The 22,985-nt window shown below is 36.9% G+C and carries 20 protein-coding genes and 1 other annotated feature; of the genes, 16 read left to right on the forward strand and 4 right to left on the reverse strand.

The genetic code is table 11. The features are described from left to right. Window positions 1-990 precede the first annotated feature (990 nt). Window positions 991-1,929: a TIGR01212 family radical SAM protein gene (locus tag FYJ79_RS01210; protein ID WP_154514170.1), complete on the reverse strand. Its 939-nt coding sequence runs from the start codon at window positions 1,927-1,929 to the stop codon at window positions 991-993. A 46-nt stretch (window positions 1,930-1,975) separates the two neighbouring features. Between FYJ79_RS01210 and FYJ79_RS01215 the strand changes: the two genes are divergently transcribed. The 5 genes from FYJ79_RS01215 (at window position 1,976) to FYJ79_RS01235 (ending at window position 9,113) form a co-directional block, all read left to right on the forward strand. Then, the gene (locus tag FYJ79_RS01215) at window positions 1,976-3,697 is read left to right on the forward strand and encodes an ABC transporter ATP-binding protein/permease (RefSeq protein ID WP_195836981.1); all 1,722 of its coding nucleotides are present in this window, start codon (window positions 1,976-1,978) and stop codon (window positions 3,695-3,697) included. Next, window positions 3,697-5,499 carry an ATP-binding cassette domain-containing protein gene (locus FYJ79_RS01220; protein ID WP_154514172.1) on the forward strand — a complete coding sequence of 601 codons (1,803 nt, stop codon included), beginning with the start codon at window positions 3,697-3,699 and terminating at the stop codon, window positions 5,497-5,499. Before FYJ79_RS01215 ends, FYJ79_RS01220 begins: the two co-directional genes overlap by 1 nt. 54 nt (window positions 5,500-5,553) lie before the next feature. Next, window positions 5,554-5,753 (forward strand) — a binding site (T-box leader). Between the two features lie 36 nt (window positions 5,754-5,789). After that, window positions 5,790-8,189, forward strand: coding sequence for a leucine--tRNA ligase (gene leuS, locus FYJ79_RS01225; protein ID WP_154514173.1), 2,400 nt, complete (start codon window positions 5,790-5,792; stop codon window positions 8,187-8,189). Between the two features lie 107 nt (window positions 8,190-8,296). Next, on the forward strand, window positions 8,297-8,758 hold the full coding sequence (locus tag FYJ79_RS01230; RefSeq protein ID WP_154514174.1) for an RpiB/LacA/LacB family sugar-phosphate isomerase: 462 nt from the start codon (window positions 8,297-8,299) through the stop codon (window positions 8,756-8,758). Between the two features lie 91 nt (window positions 8,759-8,849). After that, window positions 8,850-9,113, forward strand: a complete 264-nt coding sequence (locus FYJ79_RS01235) for an HPr family phosphocarrier protein (protein WP_154514175.1) — start codon at window positions 8,850-8,852, stop codon at window positions 9,111-9,113. A 62-nt stretch (window positions 9,114-9,175) separates the two neighbouring features. On the opposite strand, the gene FYJ79_RS01240 is transcribed toward FYJ79_RS01235, so the two are convergent. Next, a complete protein-coding gene (locus FYJ79_RS01240; protein ID WP_154514176.1) occupies window positions 9,176-10,840 on the reverse strand; it encodes a glutamine--tRNA ligase/YqeY domain fusion protein in 1,665 nt (554 codons plus the stop codon). Window positions 10,841-10,993: 153 nt separating this feature from the next. On the opposite strand from FYJ79_RS01240, the gene FYJ79_RS01245 reads away from it, so the two are divergent. Both FYJ79_RS01245 and FYJ79_RS01250 read left to right on the forward strand, forming a co-directional pair. Beyond that, window positions 10,994-11,509 (forward strand): SseB family protein, encoded by a 516-nt coding sequence (locus FYJ79_RS01245; protein ID WP_154514177.1) that lies wholly within the window; start codon window positions 10,994-10,996, stop codon window positions 11,507-11,509. 33 nt (window positions 11,510-11,542) lie between these two features. Then, window positions 11,543-12,415: an IS1096 element passenger TnpR family protein gene (locus FYJ79_RS01250; protein ID WP_154514178.1), complete on the forward strand. Its 873-nt coding sequence runs from the start codon at window positions 11,543-11,545 to the stop codon at window positions 12,413-12,415. Window positions 12,416-12,453: 38 nt separating this feature from the next. Here the strand turns inward: FYJ79_RS01250 and FYJ79_RS01255 are convergent, their stop codons facing one another. Then, window positions 12,454-13,629: a pyridoxal phosphate-dependent aminotransferase gene (locus FYJ79_RS01255; protein ID WP_154514179.1), complete on the reverse strand. Its 1,176-nt coding sequence runs from the start codon at window positions 13,627-13,629 to the stop codon at window positions 12,454-12,456. 68 nt (window positions 13,630-13,697) lie between these two features. Continuing rightward, complete coding sequence (gene rpsD / locus FYJ79_RS01260) at window positions 13,698-14,303, reverse strand: 30S ribosomal protein S4 (protein WP_154514180.1); 606 nt, start codon at window positions 14,301-14,303, stop codon at window positions 13,698-13,700. A gap of 247 nt (window positions 14,304-14,550) precedes the next feature. Between rpsD and FYJ79_RS01265 the strand changes: the two genes are divergently transcribed. The 9 genes from FYJ79_RS01265 (at window position 14,551) to FYJ79_RS01305 (ending at window position 22,818) form a co-directional block, all read left to right on the forward strand. Next, on the forward strand, window positions 14,551-14,808 hold the full coding sequence (locus FYJ79_RS01265) for a DUF1653 domain-containing protein (protein ID WP_154514181.1): 258 nt from the start codon (window positions 14,551-14,553) through the stop codon (window positions 14,806-14,808). 74 nt (window positions 14,809-14,882) lie between these two features. Next, window positions 14,883-16,646 carry a septation ring formation regulator EzrA gene (locus FYJ79_RS01270; protein WP_154514182.1) on the forward strand — a complete coding sequence of 588 codons (1,764 nt, stop codon included), beginning with the start codon at window positions 14,883-14,885 and terminating at the stop codon, window positions 16,644-16,646. Window positions 16,647-16,704: 58 nt separating this feature from the next. Continuing rightward, window positions 16,705-17,550: an ABC transporter substrate-binding protein gene (locus tag FYJ79_RS01275; RefSeq protein WP_154514183.1), complete on the forward strand. Its 846-nt coding sequence runs from the start codon at window positions 16,705-16,707 to the stop codon at window positions 17,548-17,550. Window positions 17,551-17,563: 13 nt separating this feature from the next. Beyond that, window positions 17,564-18,511 (forward strand): FecCD family ABC transporter permease, encoded by a 948-nt coding sequence (locus FYJ79_RS01280; protein WP_195836982.1) that lies wholly within the window; start codon window positions 17,564-17,566, stop codon window positions 18,509-18,511. Beyond that, window positions 18,508-19,269 carry an ABC transporter ATP-binding protein gene (locus FYJ79_RS01285; protein WP_154514185.1) on the forward strand — a complete coding sequence of 254 codons (762 nt, stop codon included), beginning with the start codon at window positions 18,508-18,510 and terminating at the stop codon, window positions 19,267-19,269. Before FYJ79_RS01280 ends, FYJ79_RS01285 begins: the two co-directional genes overlap by 4 nt. A 10-nt stretch (window positions 19,270-19,279) precedes the next feature. After that, window positions 19,280-20,287: an anaerobic sulfite reductase subunit AsrA gene (asrA, locus tag FYJ79_RS01290; protein WP_154514186.1), complete on the forward strand. Its 1,008-nt coding sequence runs from the start codon at window positions 19,280-19,282 to the stop codon at window positions 20,285-20,287. A gap of 2 nt (window positions 20,288-20,289) precedes the next feature. Next, complete coding sequence (asrB, locus tag FYJ79_RS01295) at window positions 20,290-21,078, forward strand: anaerobic sulfite reductase subunit AsrB (protein ID WP_154514187.1); 789 nt, start codon at window positions 20,290-20,292, stop codon at window positions 21,076-21,078. Window positions 21,079-21,091: 13 nt separating this feature from the next. Continuing rightward, entirely contained in the window at window positions 21,092-22,081 is a 990-nt protein-coding gene (gene asrC, locus FYJ79_RS01300) for a sulfite reductase subunit C (RefSeq protein WP_154514188.1), read from the forward strand. Beyond that, window positions 22,081-22,818 (forward strand): sirohydrochlorin cobaltochelatase, encoded by a 738-nt coding sequence (locus FYJ79_RS01305; RefSeq protein ID WP_154514189.1) that lies wholly within the window; start codon window positions 22,081-22,083, stop codon window positions 22,816-22,818. The genes asrC and FYJ79_RS01305 overlap by 1 nt, the downstream gene beginning before the upstream one ends. Window positions 22,819-22,985 lie beyond the last annotated feature (167 nt).

Raw genomic sequence — 22,985 nt, forward strand, 5'->3', positions numbered from 1 at the left:
CCCATGTAAGATCACCTCTTCAAATATTTTACTACCAGGGATGCCGGATGGAAAGAAAAAGGAGAGGCCATTGAAAATGGGCTCTCCTGAGTGGACATGATTACTTGTAATCATGTCCTTTTTTTATGGTAACAACCCTAAAAGTGCTCAATGATTGATTTGTTTTTGGACTTTTACATCATCTGCTTTAACACCTACTCCATTGTCATTGATGTAGTAAAGATCTTTGAATTTAGTGAGATAGATTCTCATCTCTTCTATGATTTTTATAGGCTTTTCAAGAATATTGAGGGCTTCTTTGATATTTTAATGAGCTTGATCATGAAGATCAATATGCGCAAGTTCGTAGCCTATCTCAATGTATTTTGTGCTTAGCCCTTTCTTGAAAAATGTATCGCGAAATCCATGTCCTGCCCGACAAATGCCCCATGCTCATACATCCGACCTATAAATAACAAGCAGACTTATTGCCTTGTTGAGCTTTTTTAAAAGATTGTTGAAAGGATCTTGTGGATCTACATTACGAGAGAGTTTTCGATGGCTTTGTGGATATCTGGCTTTGTACCAATTCCAAACATATAAAAATCACCTAATAATTGGTGATAAAGCCAATGATGAATATCTAGTGATTATTGCAAGCTCTAAACATCATTATCACTGATATCCATTTTGATATAAGTAATGGCATAGCGATAGAAGAGTTTCTTTTAAGGTTTCTAATCCAATTGTATTATCTTGGTGATCTACAGGATGATTGAAACAATATTCCCAGGCAGGAAAAGCAGCTTCTTGATATCCTGGTTCCAATGTTGAAGTAGTATTATTTTGTAAGTGTGTTTTTAGGGCTTCCCATTCTTTTTTTTTGACATCTTATACATTGTTTTATGATTATTTCTTGTTTCTATGTTAGTAAATAGAGAAGAATTTTAAAAATAATGAAATTTAGGTGAGAAATTTCATTATTTTTGACAAATATATATATAGGGGGAATTAAAGTAAATCACCTTGAATAATATTATGAGCACGCATTAGTTTATCAATATCATTAAGAATAGTTGTCTTATTACGTGACCATTGTGGTTCGACAAGATCATCTCCAGGAGCATCGCCAGTGAGACGCTCAATGACAATTTTAGGTGGGATATATTCGAGCTGTCTCACAACCAAGCGAATATAGGCTTCTCTTTGCATGATGGGAAAAGGGTCTTTTTGATAAAGATAGTAGAGAGGGGCGTGCTTCATAATATAGAGACTATGAATCTTGAGTGCCTGGATATCCAATTGGCCAACCACTTGTGCTGTTTCAAGCATCATGGCTTCACTTTCGTAAGGTAAGCCATTGATGATATGGACACAAACTTCAAGATTGTGCTTGCGTAATATCGCCAATCCTTTCTTGAAAGAAGCGAAGTCCTCACCACGGTTCACAAGTTTTGATGTTTTGTCATGGATGCTTTGTAAGCCAAGTTCAACATAGATGTCAGTACGTCTGTTGAGATCTTCTAAATAGCTCGCAATTTCTTCAGTTATACAATCTGCTCTTGTAGCAATCGCAATACCAACGACATTCTCTTTATTCACAAAGGGTTCAAAACGACTCTTTAAGACTTCAAGTGGCGCATAAGTATTGGTGAAAGCTTGAAAATAAGCAATAAAGCTTGCCTCAGGCCATTTACGTTGCATCATGAGAGCCTGCTTATCAAACTGTTCCATCAACGAATCATTAACATCACCTGCAAAATCACCTGAGCCACTTTCACTGCAAAAGATACATCCACCTACACCAACCTTGCCATCACGATTAGGACAGGTGAAATCAGCATTCAAGGCGACTTTCGCTATCTTCTTATGATATCTCTTTTTTAGAAAGTAATTATATGTATGATAACGCTTGTTATCAAATGAATAGGGAAAAGGATTATTTATCATTTCAATACCTCACGGGCAACATTATAACATGGAAAGGGGAGTTATTATGCTTGAAATGCGTCATGTTTCGCATCGTTATGAAAAAGATATTCTCGTCGATCAGTCCTTTCAATTTCCTGCTACGGGCTTTATTGGCATCAGTGGGGAAAGTGGCTGTGGGAAGACAACGTTGCTTTATATTCTAGCTGGATTGTTAAAGCCGGACGAGGGGGAAATCTTTTTCCAACATCAGCCTCTTACACATGACTTTCTTGGAACGCATGTGACAATGATTAGACAAAACAATGATATGATTCCCTCTTTGAATGTCGAAGATAATATTGAGGTGGGATGTAAAATTGCCCAGTTAAGCGGCATAGAAAAATTGCCAGGTATCATCCATCAGCTTGATATCAAGCATTGCTTAAAAAAATATCCTCATGAATTATCCGTAGGACAAAGAAAACGTGTCAGCATTGCTCGTTCGTTGCTTAAAGATTCGGATATAATTCTTGCTGATGAACCAACTGGTGCCCTTCATCAAGAGGCTGGACATGAAGTTATGCGATTATTAAAGAAAGCTAGTAAGCAAGCTTTGGTTTTAATTGTCTCACATGATGAAAGTTTACTTGAAATGTATTGTGATGAAATTGTGACTTTAGAAGCAGGTCAGCTGAAGGGTGAGATTTCTGAGCCATGTCATGAAAATATAAAAGAGAGAAAAAAGAAGCATTATTCGTTATGGCCTTATGCAGTGAAGGAGGTATTCTTTAGGATACGGAGACTTTGTGCACTGATATGTTTTCAGGTCATTCTCTTGTCATCACTGCTTTTTATGGTGGAAGGCTTGAATGGACTTCGCTTGGCAATGCATAAAAGTGTTGCCCATGCACCTTTAAAGGATATTTATCTTGTATCAAGAAAGGACCAGGAGGACTTTTCACTATCGGGGCAAAATATACGCCCTCATTTCTTAGGAGAAAGTGGCTCAATCAAAGAATTACCATCCGCCATGGTGGCGATTCTCCCTCAAAAGACAATGCATATAGTTCTTAAAAGCGGACGTATGCCAGAAAAAGAAAATGAATGTCTCATCAGTGCCTCTATTGCCTCTAAAGTTAAAGATCAAAAACTTACTTATCTCCTTGATGAGAAAGAATCTTTAAAGGTTGTTGGGGTGGTGCAGGAGTATTTCTTCGTTCATCCATATGTCTATTTACCTGAACATTTTGTAAGTGCGCACCCGGAATATCTCACCCATAGTATCTATGAAGTTGAAGGAAAAAGTCACCTGCCTTCTAGCCAACAATATGTCATCTCTAATGATGTCTTAGAAGAACGTGAGAATTATGAGGAACTTATTAAAATTGGAAAAATGGCAGGAGGGATATTTGTGGCTATTAGTCTATTGAGTTCATTATCATTAATGAAAATTGTCTTTCAGTCAATCGCACTGCAAAGACGGCTGGACAATGCGATTATGATGACGCTAGGCATGAAGATGAGACAGCTCTTCCTCCGCTTCTTTGAAGAAGGCATGATTATTGGTATTTCCATCATAACAATGAGTTATTTGCTGACTTATTTTCTTAGAGAATACCTCAATACTATGACAGCTTTCACTAAGACCTATCATTTTAGCTTTACACCCCTAGTATTTTACTATCAAGCTGATTTCTATTTATTATTAGCGCTATTTTATATTCTCTTAGTGGGAATGATGGATGCTAAGGGTATTCGTTATGTGAAGAAAAAAGATATTGTGGATATATTGCGGGAGGAAGACTGATGATTACGTTAAAACATATCAATAAACGTTATTTACATCAACGCGTTCTTATTGATGTCAATATGTCTTTCCCATCCAAGGGTTTTGTCAGTATTGTGGGGCCATCAGGATGTGGTAAAAGCACATTGTTGAATGTCATTGGGGGTATTGATCGTGAGTATCATGGGCAAGTATGCTTACATGGTCAAGTCGTAAAAGATTTATCAAAGAAGCTACGTGTAACGATGATATTCCAAAGTTATCATTTAATTCATTATCTCAGCAATAGGCATAATATCCATCTCTATGATGATTTTCATCCAACACGCTTTACTGACTATCATCAAAATCTCATCCAACAGTTTTATAAATTACCAGTTTCCAAGCTCTCCCTCGGACAGCGCCAGCGTGTTGCAATATTAAGGGCTTTATATCCTGAACCTGATGTTATTCTATGTGACGAGCCCACGGCATCCTTGGATGAGGCAAATAAAGTTATGGTAATGCGCTTTCTAAAAGAGCTATCTCAAAACGCTTTAGTAATCTTTGTCTCCCATGATCATAAGCTTGTTGAAGAATATAGTGATTATATTTATACAATGGAAGATGGTGAAATAACAAATACTATACAATATGACAAAGTCGACAAGGCTATCGTCAAATTAGACCATCATTTTCATCCCTTTGCCATCTTCAAGTTGGCTTTGCTGGGATTTAAATGTCAGAAAAAACGCTTCTTACAAATGTGTTTCTATCTCAGTTTAGCTCTTGTCTCCATTATGCTTGTCTTCACATTATCATTTTCTCTCAGGCATGCCATTATTGATTATATTGAAAGTGTACTACCTAAGAGTACTATCAGCTTTCAAAACATCAATGACATAAAAATGACCAAGAATTCTTCAATACAACATGTCTTTCATTATGTTGATGGCGTGGAGTTATTAGGACTTTCAGAAAATCGTGAACGCTATATGAAAAATGAAGCGCTCTTTATTAATGATGAAACAGGTTATACCAATAAAATTCACTATGGGCGATTGATTAAAGAGAATCATGAAATCATTCTCCCTTATAATACGGCAAGGAAGCTTGCAGGAAATCAGCATGTAGAAAAACTGCTAGGAAAACATTTCTATGCCTATTATAAATATCGTAATCTTGTCAAAGGTGTTGAAATGAAGGTGGTTGGTATTAGTCAAGAACGTTTAAGCTATGATGCGTTCTACCAGGCCAAAGATGCCAATCTGATGCATATGAAAGCACTTTTTGGGGACCAGCTTCAAACAAAACTAGGTATCCTTTACTATAAGGGAGATGGCAAGAAGGTTTTGAAGACTCTTCAAAAACAAAACCCACGCATACAGTTTAAATTGGTGGGGGAAAAGACCAAACAGAATATGAATAAGACCATTGATCGTATTGAGTTCATTCTTTTCCTGTTTGCCTTGATTGCGATTATGTCCTCATGTTTTATTATTGGTGAGATGATGTATTTGTTTGTAGAAAGTCATATGAAAGATTATGCCATTGAATATGCCTATGGAGCTAGGCGTATTCAGCTTTTTAAACAACTCTTTTACAGCATTATGCTTGTCATAGGGGTAAGCAGTTTGTTAAGTATTGGTGCATTGCAGGGATTACTTGTGAGTATGAACCACATTGTGTTGCCAAAGCTCTTTGAATCCTCCTTTCACGTTACCATCCCTATTTCGTTGTTAGTGATGACTCTATTGGGCGCTATTATACTTGTTTTGATTTCAGCTTTGGCATCATTTATTCGGATGAGTCGCTTCAATGTCGCTGAAGTTATGAAGCAATAGGGATGGAAGATTTAAAGTGTTTGCGTTAGCAGTCTTTCTGTGCTAAGATACGTGTATAAATCGATGATCAGGAATAGTAATAGGGAATGCTGCCAAGAGAGAGCTCATGGCTGGTGGAAATGAGCGACAGGAAACTATGAACTCACCTGTAAGATGCTTAGGTGATAAGCTTAAGTCGTAACTCGCGTTAAGAGGCTAAGAGCATGAATATTGTCTTCATGAACTAAGGTGGTACCGCGCTAGTCGTCCTTAGGTTATGAGGACTTTTTTATTTAGGAGGAAATGAAATTATGTCTTTTGATCACAAACAGATTGAACCAAAATGGCAAAAGTATTGGGAAGACAACAAAACATTCAAAACAGATACAAGTGACTTCTCAAAACCAAAATACTATACCCTTGATATGTTCCCTTATCCAAGTGGACAGGGCCTTCATGTAGGACATCCTGAAGGTTATACAGCGACGGATATTGTCAGCCGTTATAAACGTATGCAGGGATTTAATGTTCTTCATCCAATGGGATTTGATGCTTTTGGTTTACCTGCTGAACAGTTCGCTATTAAAACAGGTCATCATCCTGCTGAATTCACTTATAAGAATATTGATAATTTTAGACGTCAGATTAAAAGCTTAGGATTCTCATATGACTGGGATCGTGAAATTCGTACATGTGATCCTGATTACTATAAGTGGACACAGTGGATCTTCAAGAAAATGTATGATGCTGGACTTGCTTATATTTCTGAAATGCCTGTTAACTGGTGTCCGGGTTTAGGTACTGTCTTGGCGAATGAAGAAGTCATTGATGGTAAGAGTGAACGTGGCGGTTTCCCTGTTTATCGTAAGATGATGAAGCAGTGGGTCTTAAAGATTACGGATTATGCGGAAAAGTTATTGGAAGGCTTGGATGATATTGACTGGCCTGAATCGACAAAAGAAATGCAGCGTAACTGGATTGGTAAGTCTGTTGGGGCAGATGTTGTCTTCAAGATTGCTGACACAAATAAAGAATTTACCGTATTTACAACAAGAGCTGATACATTGTTCGGGGCAACATATTGTGTCATGGCTCCAGAACATCCATTTGTAGATGAAATCACAACACCAGAACAAAAAGAAGCTGTTGCTGCTTACAAGAAAGAAATTGCGACAAAAAGTGATTTACAGCGTACAGACCTCAATAAAGATAAAACAGGTGTCTTTACGGGTGCTTATGCGATTAATCCAATTAATGGGAAAAAGATTCCTATCTGGATTTCTGACTATGTATTGATTACTTATGGAACAGGTGCAATCATGGCCGTTCCAGCACATGATACAAGAGACTATGAATTTGCGAAGAAATTTGATTTACCAATCATTCCTGTCTTAGAAGGTGGTGATATTGAAAAAGAAGCCTTTACTGGAGATGGCAAGCATATTAATTCTGGATTCTTAGATGGCATGGGTAAGCAGGAAGCTATTGATACTATGATCAAATGGCTTGAAGAACATCATTGTGGTGAAAAGAAAGTCACTTACAAACTAAGAGACTGGTTATTCTCTCGTCAGAGATACTGGGGTGAACCTATTCCTATCATTCATATGAGTGATGGTACATTACGTGCTGTTAACGAACAGGATTTACCACTTGAATTACCAGCTACAGATAACTACATGCCTTCAGAAGAAGGAGAGTCACCATTATCACGTGTAAAAGATTGGTTAAATGTAGAAATTGATGGTGTCAAAGGTGTCCGTGAGACAAATACAATGCCACAATGGGCAGGCAGCTGCTGGTATTATATTCGTTATATTGATCCTCATAACAATGATGAAATTGGTGAAAAGCGACTTCTCGATCACTGGTTACCAGTTGATTTATATATTGGCGGTGCTGAACATGCCGTATTACACTTATTATATGCAAGATTCTGGCATAAGTTCTTATATGATATTGGGGTTGTAAGTTCACCAGAACCATTCCAGAAGCTATTCCATCAGGGCATGATTCTTGGACCAAATGGTGTCAAGATGTCAAAGTCTCGTGGTAATGTCATTAATCCGGATGAAATTGTTGAAGCATATGGTGCTGATACATTGAGACTCTATGAAATGTTTATGGGTCCTCTTGATGCAAGCAAGCCTTGGAGTGAAACAGGTGTTGAAGGTAGCCGTCGCTGGTTGGATCGTGTCTATCGTTTAGTTGTTGAAAGTGATAAGCTTGTGGATGAAAATGATGGTTCACTTGACTATATCTACAATGCGACAGTGAAGAAAGTCACAGAAGATTATGAAGCACTGGCTTTCAATACTGCTATTTCCCAGATGATGATTTTTGTCAATGAAGCTTATAAAGCTAAAACTTTATATAAAGGTTATGCCGAAGGTCTTGTTCAGATGTTGAGCTGTATTGCCCCTCATGTTGGTGAAGAAATGTGGCAGAAGCTTGGTCATGATGAAGGTATTTCTTATACAAAGTGGCCTACATTTGATCCAAGCAAGCTTGTTGTTGCTGAAGTTGAAATGGCTGTTCAGGTTAATGGTAAACTAAGAGCAAAGATTACTGTCGCTAAAGATGAAGACCAAGAAAAAGTGAAAGAAATAGCTTTAGCAGAAGATAATGTCAAGAAGTTTACGGAAGGTAAAGAAATTAAGAAAATCATTGTTGTCCCTAACAAGATTGTGAATATCGTAGTACCTAAATAATGAGCAAGGGAGTACTCTTTGAGTGCTCTCTTTTTGCAAAGAAATCTTTTTTAGGATTGCTTGTCATCTATGTGATGGATAAAATGAATATGAAGGAGTTGAGATCTATGAAAATAGCAATGGCTAATGATCATGCAGGAACACGCATGAAAAATGAAATTAAAGCTTATTTAGAATCACAGGGATATGAGGTTGTGGATTTTGGAACCTATGATGATACATCTTGTGATCTTTCAGATTATGTCTATCCTGCTAGCTTAGCAGTCGCTAAAGGTGAATGTGATCGCGGTATTTTCGTTGATGGTGTGGGATATGGCAGTGCTTTAATTGCGAATAAGATAAATGGTATTTATGCAGCTGTTTGTCAGGATCCATTTTGTGCCAAACTAGCAAGAGAGCATACTGATTCTAATGTTCTTTGTATTGGCGCAAAGATTATTGGTGATATGATGGCAAGTGAGATTGTGAAGACTTGGCTGACAACAGAACCACTGATGGAGGAAAAATATCGCCGTCGTGTCAATAAAGTTAAAGAAATCAATGATCGACATTGTATCCCTGTAAAATAACCTTGTATTCAGCAAAATTTTGTTATTCGATGATACAATAGAAGAAAAGTATGATATAATGAAAGCGGATACAAGAGGAGGGGATCAATCTATGGAAAAGTATTCTTTTACAGTCAATAACCCTAATGGTCTTTATGCAAAACCAATCAATACAATTGTCAATAACGTATCTAGCTTTATAAGTGATCTCTCTTTGACTTACGGTAATCGCACTGTCAATCTTAAATCGATGATGGGTGTGATGTCATTGGGAATTCCTAACAAAGCATTTCTTGAAATTACGGCAGAAGGTCCGGATGAAGAAAAGGCCATGAAAGAAATCAAACGTATTTTAGTTGATGAAGATATTGCATAACAACTTCATCTAGGCAGCTTATGTAGGCTGCCTTTTTTTGAACAAAAAATAGGTCCGAAGACCTATTTAGGAAGTTTGAATGATGATTTCATGGCACAGATTCTATTGAAGACTGGATGATCTTCTGTGGAATCTTTTGTATCAATGTTGAAATAGCCCTTTCTTACAAACTGGAAGGCATCACCAGGTTTATAATTCTTAATATTTTCTTCAATATAGCCATCAACAACAGTGAGTGAATGAGGATTAATATTCATTGTACCATCTTCATTGTAGACACCTTTTTCTTCATCAACAAGCTGTTCATAAAGACGAACAGGTGCTTTTACACAATGATGAGCAGCAACCCAATGAATAGTTCCTTTGACTTTACGTCCATTGAAGCCTGAGCCAGATTTTGTTTCTGGGTCATAAGTGACATGAACGACAGTAACATCCCCATTAGCGTCTGTTTCATAGCCTACACATTTCACAAAGTAAGCATTCATAAGTCTAACTTCATTGCCAGGGAAGAGACGATAATACTTCTTTGGTGGTTCAATCATAAAGTCTTCTCTTTCAATATAAAGCTCTCTTTCAAATGGAAGCTTTCTTGAGCCAAGTTCCTCATTTTCAACATTATTAGGGGCATCAAGATATTCGACCTGTCCTTCAGGATAATTATCAATAATAACCTTAATAGGCTGATCGAGAACAGCCTGCAAGCGTGGGGCCTTAGGCTTAAGATCATCTCTGATAAAATATTCAAGCTGCGCATAGTCTACTGAAGAGTTGGCTTTAGTGACCGAAGTGCTCTTCATGAAGTTCTTGAGCGATTCTGGCGTAAAGCCTCTTCTTCTCAAGGCTGCAATTGTGACAAGACGTGGATCATCCCAGCCATCAACAACACCATCTTCAACAAGCTTTTTAATATAACGCTTACCAGTTACAACATTGGTAAGATATAATTTCGCAAATTCAATCTGTTTAGGTGGATGAGGGTAGTCTAAGTTTTCAACAACCCAGTTGTAAAGAGGGCGGTGATCTTCAAACTCAAGTGTACAGATAGAATGCGTAATGCCTTCAATGGCATCTTCAATTGGGTGGGCAAAATCATACATTGGATAAATACACCATTTATCTCCTGTATTATGATGTGTGACATGAGCGACACGATAGATGATAGGATCACGCATATTAATGTTTGGTGAACTCATATCGATTTTAGCACGTAATACCTTTTCTCCATCCTTGAATTCATCATTCTTCATTCTTTCAAACAAATCCAAGTTTTCTTCGATAGAACGATCACGATATGGTGAATTCTTGCCAGGCTCTGTCAAAGTACCACGGTAAGCTCTGATTTCATCTGCGTTTAAGTCATCAACATAGGCTAAACCTTTACGGATGAGAGTCTTAGCGGCTTCATACATCTGATCAAAATAATTGCTGGCATATCTTACGCCACCAACCCATTTGGCCCCCAGCCATTCAACATCCTTGACAATACTATCCACGAATTCTGTATTTTCTTTCTTCGCATTCGTATCATCAAAGCGAAGATGGAATTCTCCATTATATTCCTCAGCTAAGCCATAATTTAATAAGATACTCTTGGCATGACCAATATGTAAGTAGCCATTAGGTTCAGGTGGGAATCTTGTAACAACTTTTGTATATGTTCCTTCAGCAAGATCTTCATCAATAATCTTTTCAATAAAATTCTTACCGATTTCATGATTATCCATAATTCATACTCCCTTTCTTAATTTCTTATCCATTTTACCAAATAAAAAACATTCTTTCCATACAATAAGATGAAAATAGACTAAGTGTTGGGATTTTTCCTACTCAAGAAGATGGATATTGGTTATAATAAGGAATATGTGAGGTAACTTGATATGAATACAAATGAAAGATCGCTTGATAATCGTCGACTTGTTGTGTTATTAGATACATTAAGGGAACATCCAAATGATGAACTTTATGAAGAGCTGTTTACATTGATTGCTGAAAGTAGTTATTTCTACGTTGCAGCCCATTTTGATAAACAGCCTGTCCGTCAGAAAGATGGTTCCTACTTATTACAAAATGATACACATATGACATTCCCACGTCTTTATGATGATCGAGGTGTATATTATTATCCGGCTTTTACATCACTTGATGAATTAGAAAAGTGGCAGGATGAGGAAGTGAAGAATGCAAGTATTTTAACGTTATGTATTGATGATTTTTTAGATATGCTTCATCATGATGAAGGGACTTCTGGTGTTGTCATAAATCCTTATACGCAATCATTCCTGCTTTTTAAAGGAATGATGGAACATCTCTATGAAGTAAGAGAAAAAGCACATCCATTCCATCGTCATACAATTTTAGAGCATCTTTATAAAAACAATAAAGATGCTGCATAGATATAATAATATAGAGAAAACGGAGGATTTATTATGTTTAGGGATACTTTAGATGCCTTTATTGATCAACTTGTTTCGAATACATTAGCTTATGATGACCAGGAGCTACAATTAAATATATCAAAGTTAAAAAAAGGTCTTGGTAATGATTTTGAATTCTTCTTTCAACACATAATTAGATTTCAGACAGCCCATGGTATTATGGCGGATCTTACGGATCAGGAATACATAAAAGGCATCATGACATTGCTTTCTCATCAAGTTCATGATTTGAAAGTACTTAATGGAATTTATACATTTAGGGTGGATCTTGTTGGCCATGAAAACAGCTGCTGGCGTGAAATCGCCATCCCAGGCAGTATGTCACTTGCTGATTTGGGATATATGATTCAGATGGCTTTTGGGGCAACTGGAGAACACTTATTTGATATAAGTTATCGTGGGGAAACTTTTATTTGTGATTCCCAGGATCAATATGAATCATTTGATGAGCCTTATGCCGCAGATGTCCAGATAGGACTATTGAAACTACGTAAAAACAGTCACTTAGATATGACATATGATTATGGTGAAAATTGGCAATTCAAAATTAAAGTCACTGGTGTCCATACTGTTAGACGCTTGACTAAGGATACAGATATGACTTTTGGTGAAGGGGCAGGTATGAATATCTGGGAAGATGATCATTATGATTTTGATCGCTATGCTTATGAACCGAAAGCTGTATCGAAAGAGTTTGAAAAGAATGGCTGGGATATTTCTGATTTCACTGATAATGTTTATGATAAAGATGAATGTAATAGTGATTTGTTGGAGAATTTCTATAATTTTAAAACAGGATATGAAGCATGTGAACCAAACTTCTTTGATGAAGTTGAAGAAGATGATTTTGGACCACTTAATTAGAACTGGGGAACCAGTTCTTTTTATATAAAAAGCCCATCTTAATCGATGGACTTCAATGTTTTCATAAAGTGTTCGATTTTATCGGTTGCGCTCTTGAGTTCATCAAGGGAATAAGCATAAGAGATTCTGACAAAACCTTCGCCACCACTGCCAAATGCACTGCCCGGGGTAAGGGCAAGGCGTTCTTTTTTCACAAGCTCAACACAGAAATCATAAGAGGAAAGATGCGTTGAAGTGATATTGCTGAAGGTGTAGAAGGCACCTTCTGGCATGAAGGTTGGCAAGCCGATTTCATTTAAACGTTTCACGAGAAAATTACGGCGTTGGCGATAATCATCGCGCATGCCATTCACATCACTTTGACATGCCTTTAAACCAGCCAGGGCACCATATTGAGCGGGAGTGTTGGCACAGATAGCACCAAACTGGTGAATCTTCACCATTTCCTCAATGAGTGCTTCATGTGCACAAAGATAACCAACGCGCCAGCCGGTCATCGCAAAGGCTTTCGAGAAGCCGTTGATGGTAATCACCTGATCTTTGATTTCATCAAAGGAAGCTAGCGAACAATATACATGATCATAGCTTAATTCAGAATAGATCTCATCACTGATGACTATCAGTTCATGTTTTTTAATGATTGGGACAAGTTGGGCAAGTTCTTCTTTTGTCATCATGGCACCAGTAGGGTTGTTAGGGTAGTTGATGAGTAATACTTTTGTCTTGTTTGTGATTGTTGCTTCTAGAATATCAGGCTGAATCTTAAACTGATGTTCTTCATCAAGAGGAAGAAAGACCATTTTTCCATTAGCAGCTCTAACAGCAGATTCGTATGCAACATAACCAGGATTAGGAATGATGATTTCATCACCTGGATCAATAAGAGTTCTTATGGCAAGATCAATACCTTCACTACTACCTGTTGTCACAATGACATGCTTATTGGCATCATATGCAACATCATAGCGTGCCTGATAGTAATCGCAAATAGCTTGACGCAAGCTCAAGAGACCACGGTTGGCCGTATAATGTGTTTGACCGTCCTGAATAGCTTGAATAGCCTTATTACAAATATATTGCGGTGTATCATAATCAGGTTCACCTACACCAAGTGAAATGACATCATCAAACTGTCTGGCATAGTCTGAAAACTTTCTGATGCCTGAGGGTTTTATGTTGATAATGCGTTGACTGACTTTATCCTTTATATTCATGTTTTATTTCCACCTTATCATCACTTAAAAGAAAAAGGTCCACCAATAATTGATGGAACCTTTGAGAATTAACCAAGTCTGTTGTAGTATTCAACAATTAACTGTTCGTTGATTTCCTGATTTAATTCAGATCTTTCAGGAAGTCTTAAATACTTACCAGTTCTCTTGTCAGCATCAACTTCAACGAAACCTAAAGTTGCAGTCTGTGCTTCTAAAGCGTTCTTGATAACATCTAACTGTAAAGATCTTTCTTTTACAGATACTGTATCGCCTGGCTTAACAACTGTAGAAGGGATGTTGTTCTTCTTGCCGTTTAATAAGATATGACCATGGTTAACTAACTGTCTAGCCTGTCTTCTTGTAGCAGCAAATCCCATTCTATATACAATATTGTCTAATCTTGATTCAAGTAAGAATAAGAAGTTTGCACCCTGTACGCCTTCCATCTTAGTTGCTTTGTTGTAAGTGTTGTGGAACTGTTTTTCATTTAAACCATACATATGTCTTACTTTCTGCTTTTCAGCTAACTGTAAGCCATATTCAGTCATCTTGTGTCTTCCCTGACCATGCTGACCTGGAGCATATGGTCTCTTTGCTAATTCTTTTCCATTTTCCAATACTGAGAAACCTAATCTTCTAGACTTCTTCCAAACTGGACCTGTGTAACGTGCCATTCACGTTTCCTCCTTATTGTATATTTGCAATAAGTAGAGTTCATATTCTATTTTACGAATGTTCTCATAAAGCCGTTGGTCAGCGGTTGACTACTAGACATCCTTTATGTTGAGAACATAACTGTAAAACTCCTATGTACCGCTATTCATACTGCAAGCAAAACTATACTGTTTTTTTGAAGATGTGTCAATGAATTTTCTTCAATTCATCGCATATTTTAGGTAAGATATGAACTGAGGTGAGATTATGCGAACATTTAAAGCAGGCGATATCGTCCAACATTTTAAAAGAGAAACAGTGGATCCACAAACAACAACCTATCTTTATAAGATTATCGGAATAGCGACACATTCAGAAACACGTGAAAGCATGATGGTCTATCAGGCACTCTATGGGGATCAAGGTTTGTATGTACGCCCTTTAGAGATGTTTATGAGTGAAGTGGATCATAAGAAATATCCTAATATACGACAAAAATATCGTTTTGTAAGAAAAGATGATTGATGGTCAAGATTTGCTGATGAAAATACATAACAAATATGATATCATAATTCTATATATAGAAAGAGGTTAGATTTATGGCAAGTGTTTCTTCATATATTAATCATATTATTACAGTTGTGGGTTATCGCAATTTAATTATCATTGGCATTATCCTTGTACTTCTCATTATTGCCATTATTATTTATCGCTCATTGCGTCTAAAAGTTTATCGACAGGAAATTGTTGAAATAGAAAATCATGTCAATGGCATTAAATCTTTGCCCATCCAATATCGCTTAGGCAGAGTGAAGTCAATTGCCAAAAATATGAGTGAGGTCGCCCAAAAATATACTCGCTTTGCGGCAGAATTTGAGCGTCTTTCAGAATTTCAGCAAAATGAGCTTGGTGTCTTATTGAATGATGTTGATGAACAATTATTCTATGGCAAAATTGGTGGCGTTGGTCATAAATTAAATGAATTAAAAGAAATGGCTGATGAATATGATCGCGATTCTAAGGCATTACTTGCCGAAATAGAAAAAGTGACAGAAATAGAGAATGAACAGCGTATTGAAATCATTAAGGTCAAAGAGAAATATCGTACGGTGGCTAATGCTTATGATAGTATTCGTGTCAAGGTGGAAAGTTTTGTGCCTGAATTAGCTGATATTTTTAAGAATATTGATGATGATTTTGTGAAACTTGAAGGGATGATGAATAATCAGTTATTTGCTGATGCGAAAGTATTTACTAATGAATTAGATCAACGTATTGATATGCTTTCAGAAAATATGAAAGATCTCCCATCATATGTTTCTGTTGTTAAGCAGTTACTACCTAGTAAGATTCATGATATTGAAAAAATGATTCAGGAACTCGCTGATGATGAATATGCGCTTGAGAAATTCGATGTTGAAAATCGTTATGATACAATTGTTGAAGAATTGGAAAAGAGCACATTACTGGTGAAAGATGTTAAAATTAAGGAAGCAGGAGCAACCTTAGAAACATTAACTGATCATATTGAATCACTTGCTGTAGATTTAAATACGGAAAGAGAATCTTTTGTGAAATTCCAGAAAGCATGGGCAAAATGTAAAAAAGTTTATGAAGATATTTATCAACAATATAAGAAAGCTCTTGCTGATCTAGATCAATTATCAACATATTATATTATCAATGAAAACGAAGTGACTTTAAGAAAGACAAATCATGATTTTATGGTTCTTTATGATAACTATAAACAGATTGAAGAAGAAGTCATTTCTGGTCATTTCTCCTATAGTGATGCTCTTTTAAGAGTTGAAAAACTCAATGAGGATGTCAAGGAACATGCTGATCATATTACGGACTTCAATGCCCAACGTAATGCCTACTATAAAACAGAACAAAAAGCTATTGAAGAGCTTGAAAATATCAACATTGTTTTATTAGAGACAAAGAGTGAAATTAAGAATCGTCATCTACCAATGATCAATGATTCCTATAAAGACTACATTCAAGAATCCTATGCGAAAGCGAGTGGTATTCAGTCTTTTAGAAATAGACGTCCAATTAGTGTTGAAGAATTATCAGAAAAGGTCAAAGAAGCTAAGGATATTATCTATAAATTATATGATAATGTTCATAATCTTGTTGTTACGGCAGAGATGGTTGAAGAGGCTATTGTTTATGGTAACCGCTATCGTTCAACTTATCTTGAAGTCAATACAGAATTGACAAAGGCGGAAGTGCTCTTTAGAAATGGCGAATATACAAAAGCTTTACAGACAGCTGTTGATATTATTGAAAAAATACAGCCGGGTTCTTATGAACACTTAATTAAAAGACAGGAGACAGCTGCTACAGAAGGTGCTTAGGCACCTTCTTATTGTGAAAGAAAGTAAGGTTTTGTATACTTAAGGAAAAGGAGAGGTTATGAGAAAAACAAGAATTTATACATTTGTCTTAATCTGTGCATTGATGCTGACTGGATGCACAAAGCCAAAGTCTACACCTAAGACAAGCTTGCAGAATGTGATTGCATGCTCTAAGTCGCTTGGTGAGATGTGGCAGCTTTCTGGTGGAAAACTGGCAGGTATTACTGATGATGGAAAAGAGCTAGGTAAGAATATAAAGGTTGTGGGGACATTAATGCGTCCAAGTGTCGAGAAGATAATTGCTATGAAGCCTAGTCTCGTCTTAATCACCGGTGACATTCCAACCCAACAAAAAGTCAAAAAGGCACTCACTGATGCATCAATTAATGTCAAAACAGTTAATGTTGATGATTTTCAAGATTATGATCGTTATATGAAAGAATTTACAAAAATGAATAAGCGTGAAGATCTCTATCAAAAGAATGTTGTTGATGTTAAAAAACGTATTCAAGTGCTCAAAGAGAAAGTGAATTTTAAGAAACAATCTTATTTGATGATACGTGTATCATCAATGAAAAACAAAGTCTTAAAAAATGATTATTTTGGCTGTGAGATTGTGAATGATATGAATATGGTCAATATAGCTCAGGATGATCGTGCGCTTGATGATATTAATGTGGAAGAAATCATGAAGAAGAATCCTGACTATATCTTTGTGGTTTATCAGGGCGAAGAAAAACAAGCACAAGAAGCTTACAATAAGATTGCTTCAATGCCAGGATGGGATCAGTTGAGTGCTTTGAAGAAGAATCATGTGAAAGTGTTGCCTAAGAACTATTTCCAATTTAAGCCTAATGCGAAATGGGATCAGGCATATCAGTACCTTTATGACTATCTCGCTTAAAAAGATGATTTGTGTGGGTCTTATTATCAGTGTGATGGCATTGATGATTTCTTTATTTGCTGGTTTATCATTTCCAATAAGCCAGCAATTAACTTTTTCACTGAGTGAAAGCGCTAAGACAATCATACTAAAAGTGCGTATCCCACGGTTTTTAGCCGCTTATTTTGTCGGTGCAGGTCTGGCAATTGCCGGCTTAACAATGCAAAGTGCACTTAATAATGCCCTAGCTTCACCAAGTGTTATTGGCATTCATGGCGGAGCGGGTTTCTTTACGCTTCTTGCTGCCCTTATTTTTCCTTACTACCTGCATGCACGGATGTTTTTTGCTTTTATAGGAGCACTGGTGAGTGCTTTGGCAGTTTATGGCATCAGTCATCAGGCTGGTGTCAGTAAGACAACTTTACTGCTTGCTGGTTTGGCTGTAAGCAGTCTAATGAGTGGTTTTGTGAATGCCATGATCACTTTCTTTCCTGAAACGGTAGGGGATAAGGTTGCTTTTAATCTTGGGGGCTTTTCAACAGTTATCACGAGTCAGCTCTATTTTGCGATACCTGTCATTATTATTGCCATAGTGATCTTATTGAAACTTAGTCGTGGCATTGATTTGTTATTACTAGGAGATGAGATGGCAACAAGTCTTGGTATTAATGTTGGGCATTTACGCTTAGGGCTTATTGTTTTAGTGGCTTTATTAAGTGGGGTAAGTGTGGCCATAAGTGGTTTGATTAGTTTTGTGGGACTTATTGTTCCCCATATTGTAAGAAGAATGACTAAGGCTGATACAAAAGTTCATATTATCGCCTGTGGTTTATTTGGTGGGAGTTTCTTAGTTTATTCTGATTTGCTAGCGAAATATCTCTTTTATCCCTATGAATTACCTGTTGGGTTATTGTTAAGTATGATTGGGGCACCATTCTTTATTTATTTGTTGATTCATAAGAAAAGGAAACTGAAATTATGATTGAGATGCATGATTTAGTCGTTGAATATGGTCATCGCCGAGTTCTATGTATAAATAATGTCAAATTAAAAAAGGGCGAAATAGTGACCATAATTGGCCAAAATGGTGCTGGAAAATCTACACTTCAAAAATGTTTGACTGGTCTAACTGAATATAAAGGTGCTATCTTAGTAGATGGAAAGAGCTTGAAAGAGCTTCCATCACGCCTGCGAGCACAAAAAATTGTCTACTTGCCTCAGGCCCAAAGTTCACCTGTTATGCAAGTTGCTACATTAGTAAGTCATGGCCGTTTCCCATACCTTGGCTATAGTCATACGTTAAGAGAAGAAGATAGGCGAATTGTTGAGGAAGCAATGAAGGCTACACATGTTGATTTATTGAAGGATCGTTTTCTTGATGAATTATCTTTAGGAGAGAGACAACGCGCTTTTCTAGCAATGGTTATTGCTACTGAAAGTGACTACTTACTCTTGGATGAACCTGCGACTTATCTTGATTTAATGAGCCAGCATGAACTGATGCAAATTCTCTTATCGCTTAAAAGGCAGGGAAAGGGAATTGTGCTTATTAATCATGATTTACCGGTAAGTTTTTCAATGAGTGATCAGCTTATATTGCTTGATCATGGGGAAGTCTTACAAAGTGGTACGCCAGAAGATTTTTTAGCCCATCAAGATCATTTACGCGAAGTTTTTCATGTCGGCATGAAAAAAATAGAAGATCCGCATTTATTATATCAATATGTCATCATTCAATAGGAGGAAGAAAATGGGATTTGTGATGAATAAGGAAGACTTTTCAAAGACAATAGAAAAGCTTTCTCAAGATTATCGATTATATGCACCAGTTGTAAAAAAGGGAGAAGGGCGTTGTCTTGATGAAGATATTGTACGCTATGATTTTATTAAGGATGCTGATGAGATTGAATTAGAATTGAAGTCTGATTACTCTTTTAAAGAAATCCTTTTACCTTTGTCAGAAACTTTGTTCTATTTTACTGAAAATGAGACAAAAGTAGCTGATCGTGATTTATCAGATGTTCTCGTCTTTTTAAGAAGCTGTGATTTACATGGCTTGCAAAGACTTGATGATATGTATTTAAGAAATGGCAGAGAGAAAGATTTTTTCTATAATCGTATTCGTGAACATGTCCATTTTGTCTTAATTGGCTGTACGCATTCCTATAAGGATTGCTTTTGTGTATCAATGGGAGCCAATAAGATTGATGATGGTTATGTCTTTTCAATCGAACAAAGCAATGATGGCTTTAAGAGTGAAATCAAAGATGATGCTTTTGCATCCTACTTTGTAGGCCAGGCTGAAAATGTGGCAGTTAGCTATGTGACTGAAAATGAAACAAAGGTCAATGTTCCTGATCATGTTCCACTATCAATCTATAAGTTAGATATGTGGCGTGAGTATGACGTAAGATGTATAGGCTGTGGTCGCTGTACTTTAGTTTGTCCAACATGTACATGTTTTACAATGCAGGATACATTCTATGATGCAAAAGGTAAAGTGGGTGAACGCCGTCGTGTGAATGCAAGCTGTATGATTGATGGCTATACGAATGTTGCTGGAGGAGGTAGCTATCGTCAGCCTAAAGGTGAACGTATGCGTTTTAAAGTCTTACACAAAGTCAATGATTTTAAAGCTCGCTTTGGTTACAACATGTGTACAGGATGTGGTCGTTGTGATGCTGTTTGTCCTGAATACATTTCATTTTCAACGCTCATTAATAAGCTTGATGCAGAAATCAAGAAGGAGGCAGAATAATCATGGAAAATGCATATATTCCTTTTCCCTCTCAAGTATTAGATGTTATCAAACATACTGATATTGAATATACTTTTCGTTTGGAATTTACTGGCGATGTTAAACCAGGTCAGTTCTTTGAAGTATCCATTCCTAAATTTGGGGAAGCACCTATCTCAGTAAGTGGTATTGGCGATCATTATGTTGATCTGACAATTAGACGTGTTGGTGTTGTCACCAATGAAGTATTTGAAAAATATGTAGGTGACTATTTGCTTCTTAGAGGTCCCTATGGTAATGGGTTTGATGTCAATCTCTATAATGATGGAGAAACAGTTGTTGTAGCAGGGGGAACCGGTGTATCACCAGTAAGAGGGGTCATTGATGCTTTAAGCCAGAGTGATGATCCACAAAATAAATATGCGATTGTTGGTTTTAGAAGCCCCGAACATATGCTTTTTAAAGATGATTTAAAAGCATGGGATAAGAAAATGAATCTTATCTTAACAGTGGATTCTGCAAAAGAAGGCTACCAGGGGAATGTTGGCTTAGTGACAAAATATATTCCCGACTTACCTATTCAAGATGTGAATACAGCTAAGGCCGTTGTGGTAGGCCCTCCGGCAATGATGCGTTTTTCTGTCATGGGCTTACTTGAAAAAGGGTTTAAAGAAGAAAATATCTGGGTTTCGCAGGAACGTAAGATGTGCTGTGGACTAGGTAAATGTGGCCATTGTCGTATTGGTGAAAAATATGTCTGCATTGATGGACCTGTCTTCAACTATACTGAATCAAAGGGCTTAATCGACTAGGAGGATCGAAAATATGGGATTAGATATTAATGCTAAGAAAATGATGAAAAATGCCTTTCGTATCTCCAAGGTCAGAGGTGAAACTGCTTCGCGTGTGCGTATACCTGGAGGCCTTATTGATGCGAAAAGTCTTGTCAAAGTAACCGAAATTGCAGAAAAATATGGGAATGGTCAGATCTTCTTGACAAATCGTCAAGGTATCGAAATTCCTGGTATTAAATGGGAAGATGTTGATGCTGTTAAAGAAGAACTTCAGTCCATTATTGAAGCTATTGGTACAAATCAGGTTGATGATGAAACTGGCTATCCAGCTAGTGGTACAAGAAATGTAGTGGCATGTCCAGGGGCGCGTCTTTGTCCATTTGGCTGTTATGATACAACAGAACTAGCAAGAAAGATGGAAGATGTCATCTTCCCCAATAACCGACATGTCAAGATTGCTTTTACCGGCTGTTCCAATGACTGTGCTAAGGTGAGAATGGATGATATTGGGATAATTGGTATGACTGAACCACAATATGACCCTGATCGTTGTATTGGTTGTGAGCAGTGTGTGAAATGGTGCAAGAAGAGATCAGTTGGCGCTTTGTCAATGTTGAATGGCAAGGTTAAACGTGATGAAGATTTATGTATTGGCTGTGGTGTTTGTGTGCACTATTGTCCAACTCGTGCCTGGACAAGAAGTAAAGAACATTATTTCCGTGTTGTCTTAATGGGACGTACTGGCAAGGTCAATCCAAGATTAGCGGAAGACTTTGCAAGATGGATTGATGAAGAGTCCATTCTTAAGATGGGACACAATCTTTATGCCTATATTGAAGAATATATTTCTAAAGATGCTCCTAATGGCAAAGAACATGTCGGCTATATTGTTGATCGTACAGGTTTCGAGACATTCTATGAATATCTCATGAAAGATGTGACACCAGGACCTAAGGCTGAAATTGCAACGACGATGTATTGGGGCGGCAAACGTTATGACCGTTCCAACAATCTCAAATAATGAAAGGGATATTAATTGTCAGTCATGGCACATTGGATCAAAGAGCTAAAGCGCGTTCTCTTGATCTTCTTTTTGAAGAAAACAAGCAGAGAGCAGATATTGTTCTTGCTTGCTTTGTTTCCAAGAAGACGATTGCAGGACAGAATGTATTATCTCTTGATCAAGCCATGAAGAAAATGCTGGACCTGGGTGTTGATGATCTTCATATCTATAATACATTTGTCATCCCTGGTGATATTTATCATCAGTTTCTTACGACCATTATTCCATATGAGGCTTTCTTCAAGCGACTTGTCATTGAAAAGCCATTACTTCATGAAAACTGTGATTTCTCTTTGCTTGCCCGTATGCTTACAAGAGAATATGCTATGAAATCTAATCGGACATATCTTCTTATAGGACATGGCTCCACAATCCAAACAAATAAGCTTTATGCCCATCTTGAAGCAGCTTTTAAGAAGCAAGCTATGACAAATGTGCATCTTGTCTTAATACATGGCCATCCTTCTATTGATGATGTGATGCCTACGCTCAATAAAAAACAAAAAATCATGCTATGTCCATTAATGATGAGCACTGGACATCATGTTGCTCATGATGTGAAGCAGTTTAAGAAATCATCAATCGAGACAAAACTTCTTGAAAATAACTTTGATGTTGAAGTGCTTGATCAGGGATTGGCAGAATATCGAACAATACGAGATTATATCATGCATAATGAAAAGACTTCTATTTAAAATAGAAGCCTTTTTTCTACAAATCTTTGAGCCATTGAATGATTTTCTTGAAGTTTATAATGAGTAGGATAAGTAAGAGAATAAAAATAATTAAAGCTATCACTAACCAAAACATGTTTGTCCTCCTTTTCTTCTTTTGTTTTAATATACATCAATCGTTTTTGCTA

The organism is Sharpea porci, from assembly GCF_009695655.1.
Classification (GTDB): Bacteria; Bacillota_I; Bacilli_A; order Erysipelotrichales; family Coprobacillaceae; genus Sharpea; species Sharpea porci.

What these genes read in the sequence shown, in the direction of transcription:
- rpsD (WP_154514180.1), bottom strand. Translation starts at nt 14,303, where the DNA reads ATGGCACGTTACACAGGTCCAGTTTGGAAGAAGTCTAGAAGATTAGGT.
- FYJ79_RS01215 (WP_195836981.1), top strand. Translation starts at nt 1,976, where the DNA reads ATGCTTGAAATGCGTCATGTTTCGCATCGTTATGAAAAAGATATTCTC.
- FYJ79_RS01255 (WP_154514179.1), bottom strand. Translation starts at nt 13,629, where the DNA reads ATGAATATAAAGGATAAAGTCAGTCAACGCATTATCAACATAAAACCC.
- FYJ79_RS01230 (WP_154514174.1), top strand. Translation starts at nt 8,297, where the DNA reads ATGAAAATAGCAATGGCTAATGATCATGCAGGAACACGCATGAAAAAT.
- asrB (WP_154514187.1), top strand. Translation starts at nt 20,290, where the DNA reads ATGGAAAATGCATATATTCCTTTTCCCTCTCAAGTATTAGATGTTATC.
- FYJ79_RS01250 (WP_154514178.1), top strand. Translation starts at nt 11,543, where the DNA reads ATGTTTAGGGATACTTTAGATGCCTTTATTGATCAACTTGTTTCGAAT.
- FYJ79_RS01235 (WP_154514175.1), top strand. Translation starts at nt 8,850, where the DNA reads ATGGAAAAGTATTCTTTTACAGTCAATAACCCTAATGGTCTTTATGCA.
- asrA (WP_154514186.1), top strand. Translation starts at nt 19,280, where the DNA reads ATGGGATTTGTGATGAATAAGGAAGACTTTTCAAAGACAATAGAAAAG.
- FYJ79_RS01210 (WP_154514170.1), bottom strand. Translation starts at nt 1,929, where the DNA reads ATGATAAATAATCCTTTTCCCTATTCATTTGATAACAAGCGTTATCAT.
- FYJ79_RS01245 (WP_154514177.1), top strand. Translation starts at nt 10,994, where the DNA reads ATGAATACAAATGAAAGATCGCTTGATAATCGTCGACTTGTTGTGTTA.
- FYJ79_RS01275 (WP_154514183.1), top strand. Translation starts at nt 16,705, where the DNA reads ATGAGAAAAACAAGAATTTATACATTTGTCTTAATCTGTGCATTGATG.
- FYJ79_RS01240 (WP_154514176.1), bottom strand. Translation starts at nt 10,840, where the DNA reads ATGGATAATCATGAAATCGGTAAGAATTTTATTGAAAAGATTATTGAT.
- leuS (WP_154514173.1), top strand. Translation starts at nt 5,790, where the DNA reads ATGTCTTTTGATCACAAACAGATTGAACCAAAATGGCAAAAGTATTGG.
- FYJ79_RS01270 (WP_154514182.1), top strand. Translation starts at nt 14,883, where the DNA reads ATGGCAAGTGTTTCTTCATATATTAATCATATTATTACAGTTGTGGGT.
- FYJ79_RS01305 (WP_154514189.1), top strand. Translation starts at nt 22,081, where the DNA reads ATGAAAGGGATATTAATTGTCAGTCATGGCACATTGGATCAAAGAGCT.
- FYJ79_RS01220 (WP_154514172.1), top strand. Translation starts at nt 3,697, where the DNA reads ATGATTACGTTAAAACATATCAATAAACGTTATTTACATCAACGCGTT.
- FYJ79_RS01285 (WP_154514185.1), top strand. Translation starts at nt 18,508, where the DNA reads ATGATTGAGATGCATGATTTAGTCGTTGAATATGGTCATCGCCGAGTT.
- FYJ79_RS01265 (WP_154514181.1), top strand. Translation starts at nt 14,551, where the DNA reads ATGCGAACATTTAAAGCAGGCGATATCGTCCAACATTTTAAAAGAGAA.
- asrC (WP_154514188.1), top strand. Translation starts at nt 21,092, where the DNA reads ATGGGATTAGATATTAATGCTAAGAAAATGATGAAAAATGCCTTTCGT.